The following is an 11,845-nucleotide window of genomic DNA, read 5'->3' as shown; positions in this document are numbered from 1 at the left end:
TGTTATTTGTTAATAGACAATTGTGTGTCACCAGCAGCAATATCACCCATGCGGATTCCTGCATAGCGCCCACGCTCGTTGGCTTTCTCGATGAGGTTGGCAATACTGTTCTCGTCAAGCCCATTCAGATAAGTGTCATAAGTCGCTCCGCACTCTGCCAAAGGAAGCTGACGTCCGCTCTTGCTTACCTGCACAGTCGCGGCCAAATCAAAGCGTTTCCCATCGCTGAAAGGGATATATTGCAGACTATCTGCCAAATAACCACCTTTTATGAGCACGTTGAAATCGCCGGTGTACACTTTGTGATTGCGACAATAAGAAAGTTCGGCAACGCGGATTTTCGACAGCCTACTAATGACAGCCTGCTCGCGAAACTGCTGTTCTTTCTTGAATTTTATGGGCGCACTGATGCTCATGTAGCACATGACGGCTAACACAAGTACGCATAGGGCGAGCCATAAATTATGATGTTTTGCCAACTTCATTTGGAGATTTGTTTTTATCTTTGCAGCGTTATTGATAGGCAGCACACGTGAATGAACTGCTGTTGTCTGCAAAGTTACAAAAACTTTCTACGTTATCGCATTGAAAATACAGGAATTTATAGACGAAGTGGTGCGCGAATTTGGTTTTACGCCTACGTATGACCAGCAGAATGCACTCGAAACCTTTGCGCGGTTCTTGGCCGATAGGTCACAAAACTGCGTCATGGTGATGCGTGGTTCGGCCGGAACGGGTAAGACTTCATTGGCCGGAGCAATGGTGCGCACGTTCACTCGGTTAGGACAAAAGCTGCTGTTAATGGCGCCTACAGGTCGTGCTGCCAAGGTCTTTGCTATGAATAGTGGGCACACAGCCTTCACCATTCACCGTAAAATCTATCGTGAGAAAAGCTATTCGGGCATTGGGGGACAGTTTAATCTGAACGACAACATGCACAAAAACACGCTCTTTATGATTGATGAGGCTTCGATGATAGGCAGAGGTGGGGGAATGACGAGCGACTTCGGAACGGGCGATTTGCTCTCCGATCTGGTGCAGTTCGTCTATAATGGGCAGAATTGCCGTATGTTGTTGGTGGGTGATTGTGCCCAGTTGCCACCTGTAGGTGAGGAAGAAGCGCCTGCACTTCATGCCGAAGTACTTGAGGCTATGGGGCTGAAAGTCTATGAATGTGACTTGAGGGAGGTGCTCAGGCAGAGCCAAGATAGTGGGATTTTGGTGAACGCAACGTATATAAGAAGCCTCACCCCCGGCCCCTCTCCAAGGAGAGGGGAGGCTCCGTTGGAGTCAGATAGTGGGCTTGATTTTAGCGAGTTTTCTTGTGATAACTTGTTAAAGGTAGGGCTTCCCCGCATTCGTTTCAAAGGGTTTGCAGATATAGTGATGGTGCCGGGTGACGAACTTGTGGAGCGCATTAGTAGCAGTTACGCCGATGTGGGCATGGACGAAACCATGGTTGTAACGCGGAGTAACAAGCGAGCCAACGTCTACAACCAAGGCATTCGGGCTACAGTGCTCGACCGTGAAGACGAACTTTGCACCGGAGATCTGCTGATGGTGGTCAAGAATAAATATCTTGATAAACCGCAAGGCGACCATGGTCAGTTGGCTTTCATAGCCAATGGCGACCGCGTAAAGGTGCAACGTGTGCGCAATATACGCGAGTTGTTTGGTTTCCGTTTCGCTGATGTTTGGTTGCAATTTCCCGATTACGACGATTTTGAAATGCAGCAAACGGTTATCCTCGACACGCTGACCACGGAGGCTCCTGCCTTGACTCATGAGCAACAGGAGCAGCTTTATGAGGCTGTAATGGAGGATTATGCCGACATTCCCCTGAAGCGTGACCGCATGGCTAAACTCAAACAAGATGAATATTTCAATGCTTTGCAGATTAAATATGCCTATGCTGTGACCTGTCATAAGGCACAAGGTGGGCAGTGGGCACACGTGTATATCGACCAAGGATATATGACCGACGACATGCTTACGCCTGATTATATCCACTGGCTCTATACAGCTTTCACGCGTGCTACAGAGAAATTGTTTCTCGTGAACTGGCCAAAGGCACAGACAGAAGAATGAGATCACAGTGGCTATATGTGTTGATGGCTATCTGCTTTTATTCTCATCATTGATACATTCACCTAAGAAATAAGCGACCGAGATTTGGAATTTTCAAAGAAAATCGATAAATTTGCCATTATAATTGTAAAAGGAGGAGGCTGAATTATGTCAACAGTAATGACAAATCTTGAAAATAACATGATTAGCATGTATTGGAATACATTACGCTCAATGAGTAAGAATATCAGATTGGCTTTAGCTGTAAAACTCACGAACTCAGTACTTGAAGAAGAACGAGAAAGAATTTCGGACGAGGCTTTCAATAAAAAAATGCGTGATAAATTCTTCGGGAAGTGGGAAGGTAATGAAACCGCCGATGAACTGATGGCCATCATCAAAGAGAATTCTTCTTCGAGTGAACCGATAAGTTTTGATGATGTATGAGCGGAAATCAGCAAAGTCTTATTTTGCTTGACAGCAATATTCTCATCCACATTCTACGTAACGATGAAAGTGTGTGGGAACGTATTGAACAGATTGGGTGGCGAAATTGCTGCATATCTGAAATATCCGTTGTAGAATTGCTTTATGGAGTTGAATGTAGTATGTGTCCCGGCAAAAATCGTATGATAGTGAACGATCTGTTAAAACAACTTGAAATTATTCCATTCTCCGTCTGTATAAAAGAGTTCTGTCGTCAGAAGGTAGAACTGCGCCGGCAAGGAAAAATGATAGAAGATAACGATTTATACATTGCAACGACGGCACTTACGTTGAGAATTCCTGTAGTAACAGAGAATGTGAAACATCTTTCGCGAATTGAAGGGCTGGAGTTGCGAAACTGGATAAAAAGATAGTCTTTCGCCACACACTTCATATTTTTAGAGCGTGTGACGATTGTCTCCAATATGTTAGTTGTATAACCATTTGCATTTCAATCCATGTATTCTTTGTCATAGTATTATCATCGCCAACCTAACGCCTTGGAGTGTAATACTTGTTTTTATTTCTATAGATTGGACTAATTTTCTTTGAAAAAGACCTCTACATGATTTTGTTTCATTTAGATTTTGGCTAATTCGAAATAAAATTCTACCTTTGCACCGATTTCTAAACGTATCAGAATTGAAAGTGACAGAGAGACAGATTTTTTCACCGCAAACTACTGCATATCGTCAAAATAACTTGGCCATGCAGGAGAATAGCAACTTTTCTCAAAAAAAGTTGTCGATTTATTTGGTAGTTCCAAATAATTTGCTACTCTCTCTCTCTCTCTCTCTCTCATAGGCGCACCGTCGCTTATTCCCACACTAAACACTTTATAATACGCGCGCGAGGACCGTCGCGCAACCCTCAATAGACAAAGGACTCAACAGGATTCCCTTTGTCTTTTTGATTATGTCTTTTGCTATTTGGCAAAAAAGCAGAATAAGATCGTGTTTATTTATTAAACTATAGTTAATTATGAAGAAGAACCAAGTTGTATTAAAGCGCTACATTAGACCTGAGTGTGAAGTTATTGCATTGGGTAATGAGTTAACTTTATTGGCTGTTAGTCCAAATGTAAGACCAGGCGGTGGCGGGAATGGTCATGTGACTATCGAGCCACTTGTTCCCGATGATGGTGGAGATGATGACAATATCGTAGCCCCTTAAGAATACAGTCTGAAAAAAGCCTGTTAAGAAGATAAATCAGACAAAAATCAAATGATAATGAAAAGAGAACAATGAAAAGGAAAACGAATTTATTTAATAACATGTTTACTGCTATTCTATTTATTATGACATTGATAGTAGGAGCATGTGCAGACAATGATTTGGATAACAATGAAGTCGACAAAAGTGCTATTGTGAAATTTGATGTTAAGAATGTCCAAGAGTTGGTTTTAGCTAATGCGAAAACAAAGACTCGTGCTGGTTATTCTATAACATCTAATGATCAACTGTCCGAACTTGGTCTAACACAGAACGACCTTAAACCTCAGATACTTAAAGCTCAAGCTCCAGAAGGTATGGAGGCTTGTCTCGTCGAAACAACAATCCCAGGGATTAATCCCACACAGCCCAATCAACAAACCCGTGCTTCTATCGTAACTGACCAGTATATGGGAAACTTCAGTACATTAGGTTATCGTGCTGTTTCTAAAACGAGTGTATCGCAGACTCCTGATTGGTTTTATAATGAGAGAACGAAAAGTAATGGTGAACTCTACAACACACTATATTGGAGCTGGAGCAACAATCGATTTGGACGCTTTTATGCAGTATTCCCTGAAGTTGATATCTGGAATACAAAAATGAAGCTTTCTCCCGCTACATACGTAGGAACTCCCTACGTGGAATTTGAAGTAGAGCCTGACGTTTTCAATCAGAAAGACTTGATGACGGCTTGTTCTGGTATTGTAGAATATAAAACGCGGGGCGTAGCACCAAATTCCAGTCTTGCTTTTCGACATGCGCTAACGGCGATACATTTTACAGTAGGGCAGAATTTATGGGCAGGCCAAATTGATAAAATCGAAATTAGTGGTGCCATCAATAAAGGAACCTATACTTTGAGCAATGAACCGGATCAGCCTGGTACATGGACACTGGGTAATACGACCGGAACTTTTACACTGAAAGATATCATTCTCACTACTGATGATAAGCCTGGTTCTGTCATAACAGATGCTCGAGGAAACTATACTTTTTTTATGATACCACAGGATGTGACTAATAAGAATATCTATGTCGACATTCATTTCTTAGACGGCAAAATCATTCATGTGCCGTTGAAAGGTAAATGGTTGCCTGGAACTACGAAGACCTATACGTTGAGTAATCTTAACAGTAATTGGCAATACCAGTTAGAAGTGCTCGGACAAAATAATACTGTGGACTACGACAAGACCGATGCCGGATATTATGCAGTGAGAAGTTTTCGCCAATCGCCAACGGGAAACCAGCTTCCTATTGCATGGAAAGTTGTCGGTTATCAGGAAAGTGTAGACGGCGGTGTGAATTTTGGGCCGGAAACACAGACAAAACCAGACTGGCTTGATAATCTGAGTATGACAGAAGGTACTGGAGGGAGAGAAGCTCAGGTGGGGACTGCCACGGTGAAAAAAGCGACATTGGTTGACAAACTTGCGGCCTATAACAAGGTATTGCACGATGCGACGGCCAAAGGAAGTGCCGGAAACTACTACGACCTTTCTATGCACGACTTTAAGGGCACAGCTACGGCAAAGCGTAATACCGCCAATTCCTATCTCATCTCGGCACCAGGATACTACCGCATCCCGTTGGTTTACGGCAATGCTATCAAAGAGGGAGCCGACAACACTTCGGCTTACGTTAGTTCCGCACCTGCCACCATGGTCAGTGTTAATTATCAATCAAGTCCTGTCGATGTTATTATGCATCGTTTCAAGGACCATAATGGTGCAGATATACATTCGCCCTACATCAATGTGCAGAATGCTTCCGACCCTGCTACGCAGGCAAGCATAGTGTGGACAGATAAGAGTGGAATTGTAGATGGACTTTCAGTAACCAACAATGGTGCTGATTCCTACCTTAATTTTCATGTCCCTGCAGACAAAATCAAGAGTGGTAATGCTGTCATCGCCGTGAAGAATGCTGCAGGCACCATTATGTGGTCGTGGCACTTCTGGTTTGCCAAGGATGATGTGCTTGAGACAATCCCTTGTACTAACTTTACAAATCATGTTTACAAATTTACCAAACAGCCGCTTGGTTTTGTCTGGAATAGCTGGCAGGAAACTTCTTACGAACAGCCGCGAGTGGTTCGTGTAAAAATAGAACAGGCAATTGGACAAAATGCAGGAAAGAAGTTCGCTTATCTCGATATTACCCAGAAACCGGGCAGTATTAAACAAGTTTCTTGTACAAATTACAGTTTCGGAAGGAAAGATGCTGTGGTTGCCCCTCCCGAAGTGGCTGACGGAGCAACTACCTTTGATGGTATTGGCAAACCCAGACCTGTCTCTTTCTTGATGCAGCATCCCGAACATTTCTTCGATGTTAATTTTTCTCATCTTCGTTGGGATGTGTACAATACTACCTACTATAATCTTTGGTCGGTAAATAATACTAAGACTACTCCTAACGACAATCGTGTGGAAAAAACGATATATGATCCCTGTCCTGTCGGCTTTACGGTTCCTGCATCCAATGCTTTCACAGGTTTCAGCAAAACGGGTGAAAATCTTAATTTTTTTGCTCATAATATGTCTGACATGAATGCTGTGGGTGATTGGAATTCGGGCTGGACATTCTATAATAAAATCAACAACCCTGACGCTATCATCGAATTCCCTAATACAGGCTATGCCTCATCAACTCGAGTTGACAGTTATACGTATTATTGGGAAGCTACGCCTGTAAACGAAAAGTATGCTTACTCGTTGATAATAGAGTTATATAGCATGGGACCGACATCACAGAGTGGTCGTGCTGCTCGAGGAAGCATCCGTCCCGCAGCAGAGAAATAAAGCGGTTTATGTTGCATTGATCCTTTTCGTCCCACGCTCTATGATATTTGGAGCGTGGGGCGATTATTTTCTGCCTGTTGCAAAGTTTCTCGCTTTCCGTCGTGTGGCAGGTATCAAAAGCATTGTTTTTGGACTATTCGAGACCTCGGATGAGTAGAAAATAGGAAAAACGGTTCAGATACGGGGTACAATTGATGAAAAATGGGAAAAAGAAGCTGTCGTAGGGGTACGACGGACAGAAAACGGTAGAAGCCGGCCGGCGTACCCGTCCTTTTACCTTTCTGCCTTTATATGCGAGTTCGGTTTAAGCAGTAATATTTCTGCTTTTAAGGGGTTGGATAGCCGTTTCTTAAACCAAATTCACGCCTTTATAATATTTCTGCATGATACTGCGTTATAATGATAAAAATGATATTGTTTGAAAGCGCTTTCCTCTTTTGTGTTGTGGCTGTTCCTTTGATAAAGGTGAGGCGTATAGCACGGACGCTGTAGCAGGAAAGGATGAATTGAAAGATTATTGACTATAAAATGATGATAGAAATGAAGCTGAAAAGTTTGGTTGTAATGGCAATGATGCTCATGAGCAGCGTCGTTGTCAGGGCACAGATGGATTTTCCTGATGCGGACAGCAAGTATGCAACGGAGTTGTTGAAGCCCGGAACAAAGGCTCCCGACTTTCATTTGAAGACGGCAGAGGGCAAGAATTTCAGACTGAGTAGCCTGAAAGGAAAGATTGTAGTGCTTGATTTCTGGGCCAGTTGGTGCCCGGATTGCCGCAAGGATGCGCCTAATGTGGTGCGCATGTACCGCGAGTTTAAGGATAAAGGTGTGGCTTTCGTGGGCGTATCTTTCGACACCGATAAAGCCAGTTGGACGAAAGCGATTGCGAAATATGGTATGGAATATACCGCAGTCAGTGAGCTGAAGAAGTGGCACGACACGAAGATTTCGAAGGATTATGGCGTGAAGTGGATCCCTGCCATGTATATTATCGGCAAGGATGGCAACGTGGTGTTGGGGTCTGTTTTGTCGGATAAGGTGGAGAAAACACTGACGGAAATGACGGCCAAGAAGAAGACTATTCCCGGCACTTCAGAGCGAGTGACGATAGAAGGAGCTATGGGAAAGTTGGCTGCTATTATTCAGAAACCTGTGCTTTCGACAGGTGAGAAGTGCCCAATGGTGATGATATTGCATGGTTTTATGGGCAACAAGGGTGGTCAGTTGAACGAACTGATTGCCGATTCGCTGCAGGCTCATGGCATCGCTTCTGTTCGTTTCGATTTCAATGGGCATGGAGAGAGCGAGGGAGATTTCTCTAAAATGACCGTGTTGAACGAGATAGAAGATGCTAAGAAGGTGTATGATTATGTTGCAGCATTGCCTTATGTGGATGCTGTTGCGGTGTCGGGACATTCGCAAGGTGGCGTCGTTGCGAGTATGTTGGCAGGCGAATTGGGCAGCAAGAAGATTAGAGCGGTGGCATTGATGGCACCGGCCGGCGTGATAAGAGAAGACGCTATCCGCGGTAGTGCGTTTGGGAAAAGCTGCAATCCGCTTGATCCTCCGGAGTCTGTTGAACTCTTTGAAGGCAAGAAACTCGGTCGCGATTACATCGTAACTGCCTTTTCTTTGCCGATATATGAGACTGCTGCACCCTATAATGGCCCTGCTCTCATTGTGCATGGAACGGGAGACAGGCTCGCGCCTTATACTTATGGAGAGCGCTTTCACAAGCTTTGGAAGAACAGTGAATACGTGCTTCTCGATGGTTTTGACCATGGTTTTACGCAAAATCTCTATCGTGCTGACGCCTTGGTTTCTGATTTTCTGATTAAAACTTTATGCAAATAAGCACGCAATGGATGGAGCAATGGTTCACCACTTTCAATGAACAATACTTTGACAGTGGGCTTCCGCTCCCTCGATTGGCCTTGTCTCGGTCGAAAACGCGCTTGGGATCAATGTCGTGTAAGAGGGTAACTCGTTTGCTCAGAGGCACGAAATACTCTGATTTCACCATTCGACTAAGCAACTATTATGACCTTTCTGAGCGCGATTTTCAGAATGTCTTGTTGCATGAGATGATACATTATCATATTGCTTATACGGGAGTTAAAGACACTTCGCCACATGGAGTCGTGTTCCGAAGAATGGCTGAAGCGTTCAACAGAAAGTATGGTTGGAACATCAAGGTGACGGGTTCCACGCGCGGGATAAAGCCTGCAAAGCCACAACCTGACCGCGAATTTCTTGTTCTGGCCTTGCTTCTTGACTCGGGAGAGCATTTGTTTTCGGTAGTAAATCCACGCTATGCGCATGAGATTGACCGTAATATCAGCTGTGTAAGTCGTGTGAAAAGCTTCAGTTGGTACACCACTCGCGACCGCTATTTCATGGAATTTCCGCGCGTGAGAAACCTTCGTGGTCGCCGCGTTTCAATGGAGGTGTATGAAGAAAAAACGGCCGAAATGACGCCGATTGTTGTCTGAAAGATTTTAATAACAAGCAAAATTAAAGCCTCGTATCATCACGATGCGAGGCTTTGTTGATTTTGTGAGATTTATATTTATCTGATTACAGATTAGCAAGTTCAATAACCTTGTCGACAGCTGCACTGATACCGTCAAGGTTTTTGCCGCCAGCCTGTGCATAATGAGGCTGACCACCGCCACCGCCTTGAATGAGTTTGGCAGCTTCGCGGATAATAGTTCCAGCGTTGAGTGAGTGGTCTTTCACCATATCATCACTGAACATGACGGTCAACAGCGGTTTGTTTCCTGCCGTACTTCCAATGACTGCAACAAGATTTTCGCTGATGTTTTCGCGCAATTTGAAAGCAAGGTCTTTGGCTGCTGCAGGTTCTAAAGGCAACACTGCCTTAATCACTTGAACACCATTGACGTTCTGTGCGCGCTTGAGAAGCTCCTCCTTGGTGCGTTCAACGGCTTGTGCCTGGAACTTTTCGATTTCCTTTCGCATCTCATCATGCTCTCCGATGAACTTCTTCAGCGTAGCTTTGAGGTCTTTGGAATTATTGAACATGGATTTCAAGTCATTCATCATGTCCTGCAGTGCATAGATTGTATCTTCGCAAGCCTGGCCCGTTAAGGCCTCAATACGGCGGATGCCGGCTGCAACACTGCTTTCACTGATAATCTTGAAGAAGCCGATACGTCCTGTACTCTTGGCGTGGATGCCACCACAGAACTCGCAACTTGGCCCGAAACGAACCACGCGAACCTTGTCTCCATACTTCTCTCCGAAGAGTGCAACTGCACCAAGTTCCTTGGCTTCTTCAAGCGGAGTGTCGCGGTGTTCATCAAGAGGGAAGTCCTCACGGATCATCTTATTGACGAGTTTCTCTACCTGACGAAGCTCTTCATCGGTTACTTTCTGGAAGTGAGAAAAGTCAAATCGCAGCGTAGTCGGGTCAACATACGAGCCTTTCTGCTCTACGTGGTCGCCCAAAACCTGCTTCAACGCATAGTCAAGCAAGTGGGTTGCCGTGTGATTGGCAGCGCTTCCATTGCGTTTCTCCACGTCTACACAAGCCATGAATTCAGCCTGAAGGTCTTTCGGAAGTTGCTTAACGATGTGGATACTCTGGTTGTTTTCGCGCTTCGTATCAATGATTTCGACGGTCTCGTTCTCGCTGACAAGTGTGCCTTGATCGCCAACCTGACCGCCCATTTCACCATAGAAAGGCGTGTAGTCGAGTACAATCTCGTAGAAAGTATTCTTTTTCTGGGTCACTTTTCGATAGCGAAGAATGTGGCAAGTGTACTCCGTATAGTCGTAACCAACGAATACTTGCTCTCCTTCTCTTATCACTTCCCAGTCTCCATTCTCTACAACAGCTGCGTTTCGAGCACGAGCTTTCTGCTTAGCCATTTCTTCATTGAACCCTTTCTCATCTACTGTATAACCGTGTTCGCGGCAAATGAGTTCGGTTAAGTCAAGTGGAAAGCCGTAAGTATCAAACAAACGGAAGGCGCTTGTGCCATCTAATTCCGTTTTCCCATGAGCTTTCAACTCATCCATGTCACCGTTAAGGAGGTTTATTCCCTTTTCCAATGTGCGCAGGAAAGAATCTTCTTCTTCCTTCATCACACGCGAAATAAGCTCTTGTTGAGCAGAAAGTTCTGGATAAGCTTCGCCCATTTCCTGAACCAAAACAGGAACAAGTTTATATAAGAAAGCTTCTTTCTGATCGAGGAATGTGTAAGCATAACGCACCGCACGACGCAAGATGCGACGAATCACATAGCCCGCTTTAGCATTACTCGGCAGTTGTCCATCGGCAATAGAAAATGCTACAGCACGCAAGTGGTCTGCAACCACACGCATGGCGATATCGATTTTCTCTTGTTCGTCTTTGCCTTCGCCATTCTCTCCCGTTGGAGTTGTGAAACCATATCTCTTTCCACTGAGTAATTCTATTTGCTTAATGACTGGTTGGAAGATATCCGTATCATAGTTGCTGTGTTTATCTTGCAGCATGCGTACAAGGCGTTCGAATCCCATTCCCGTATCAATCACGTGCATAGGAAGCGGTTCAAGACTGCCGTCTGCCTTGCGGTTGTACTGCATGAAAACGATATTCCAGATTTCAATCACCTGCGGATTATCTTTGTTGACAAGTTCACGACCGGGCATTTTAGCCTTTTCCTCCGGTGTGCGAGAGTCTACATGGATTTCTGTACAGGGACCACATGGCCCCGTATCTCCCATTTCCCAGAAATTATCATGCTTGTTTCCATTGATGATATGGTCAGCCGGGACATGCTTTGCCCAGTAAGATGCAGCCTCATCGTCACGTTCAAGTCCTTCTTCAGGTGAACCTTCAAATACGGTTACATAAAGGTCTTCAGGATTAAGATGAAGCACACTGACAAGGTATTCCCAGGCATAGTCGATAGCTCCTTCCTTGAAATAATCGCCAAAACTCCAGTTACCCAACATCTCAAACATCGTGTGATGGTAGGTGTCATGACCAACTTCTTCGAGGTCATTATGCTTTCCACTCACGCGAAGACACTTCTGAGAGTCTACCCTGCGCACGTCTTTTCCCGGGTCTTTTGTACCGAGAATAATGTCCTTCCACTGGTTCATTCCAGCATTGGTAAACATCAACGTGGGGTCATCTTTAATGACCATAGGGGCTGAAGCTTCAATCTTGTGCCCCTTACTTTCAAAGAATTTCTTGAAAGATTCACGAACTTCATTCGCTGTCATCATCTTCAATATATTGTATTTTAAGTGTTCTTTACTCG

The 11,845-nt window shown here is 44.5% G+C and carries 9 protein-coding genes; 7 read left to right on the top strand and 2 right to left on the bottom strand.

Going from position 1 to position 11,845, the window contains the following annotated elements:
• Window positions 1-2 precede the first annotated feature (2 nt).
• Window positions 3-485, bottom strand: coding sequence for a hypothetical protein (locus tag HMPREF9145_RS03390; protein WP_021824955.1), 483 nt, complete (start codon window positions 483-485; stop codon window positions 3-5).
• A gap of 100 nt (window positions 486-585) precedes the next feature.
• On the opposite strand from HMPREF9145_RS03390, the gene HMPREF9145_RS03385 reads away from it, so the two are divergent.
• The 7 genes from HMPREF9145_RS03385 to HMPREF9145_RS03350 all read left to right on the top strand — a co-directional run bounded on the left by HMPREF9145_RS03385 (window position 586) and on the right by HMPREF9145_RS03350 (window position 9,061).
• Window positions 586-2,088 carry an ATP-dependent DNA helicase gene (locus HMPREF9145_RS03385; protein WP_021824943.1) on the top strand — a complete coding sequence of 501 codons (1,503 nt, stop codon included), beginning with the start codon at window positions 586-588 and terminating at the stop codon, window positions 2,086-2,088.
• A gap of 213 nt (window positions 2,089-2,301) precedes the next feature.
• On the top strand, window positions 2,302-2,514 hold the full coding sequence (locus tag HMPREF9145_RS03380) for a hypothetical protein (protein WP_231369746.1): 213 nt from the start codon (window positions 2,302-2,304) through the stop codon (window positions 2,512-2,514).
• Window positions 2,511-2,927: a PIN domain-containing protein gene (locus HMPREF9145_RS03375; protein WP_036906381.1), complete on the top strand. Its 417-nt coding sequence runs from the start codon at window positions 2,511-2,513 to the stop codon at window positions 2,925-2,927. Before HMPREF9145_RS03380 ends, HMPREF9145_RS03375 begins: the two co-directional genes overlap by 4 nt.
• A 607-nt stretch (window positions 2,928-3,534) precedes the next feature.
• Window positions 3,535-3,726: a hypothetical protein gene (locus HMPREF9145_RS03370; RefSeq protein ID WP_021825031.1), complete on the top strand. Its 192-nt coding sequence runs from the start codon at window positions 3,535-3,537 to the stop codon at window positions 3,724-3,726.
• Window positions 3,727-3,797: 71 nt separating this feature from the next.
• A complete protein-coding gene (locus HMPREF9145_RS03365) occupies window positions 3,798-6,569 on the top strand; it encodes a lipoprotein (protein WP_021825093.1) in 2,772 nt (923 codons plus the stop codon).
• Window positions 6,570-7,109: 540 nt separating this feature from the next.
• On the top strand, window positions 7,110-8,423 hold the full coding sequence (locus HMPREF9145_RS14225; protein WP_316928781.1) for an alpha/beta fold hydrolase: 1,314 nt from the start codon (window positions 7,110-7,112) through the stop codon (window positions 8,421-8,423).
• On the top strand, window positions 8,414-9,061 hold the full coding sequence (locus HMPREF9145_RS03350) for a SprT-like domain-containing protein (RefSeq protein WP_036906378.1): 648 nt from the start codon (window positions 8,414-8,416) through the stop codon (window positions 9,059-9,061). Before HMPREF9145_RS14225 ends, HMPREF9145_RS03350 begins: the two co-directional genes overlap by 10 nt.
• 85 nt (window positions 9,062-9,146) lie before the next feature.
• Here the strand turns inward: HMPREF9145_RS03350 and alaS are convergent, their stop codons facing one another.
• Window positions 9,147-11,810: an alanine--tRNA ligase gene (alaS, locus tag HMPREF9145_RS03345; RefSeq protein ID WP_021824863.1), complete on the bottom strand. Its 2,664-nt coding sequence runs from the start codon at window positions 11,808-11,810 to the stop codon at window positions 9,147-9,149.
• Window positions 11,811-11,845: the final 35 nt, after the last annotated feature.

The sequence above is a fragment of the Segatella salivae F0493 genome (genome assembly GCF_000477535.1).
GTDB classification, from domain to species: domain Bacteria; phylum Bacteroidota; class Bacteroidia; order Bacteroidales; family Bacteroidaceae; genus Prevotella; species Prevotella salivae.
This window is presented reverse-complemented; position numbering and strand designations above follow the sequence as displayed.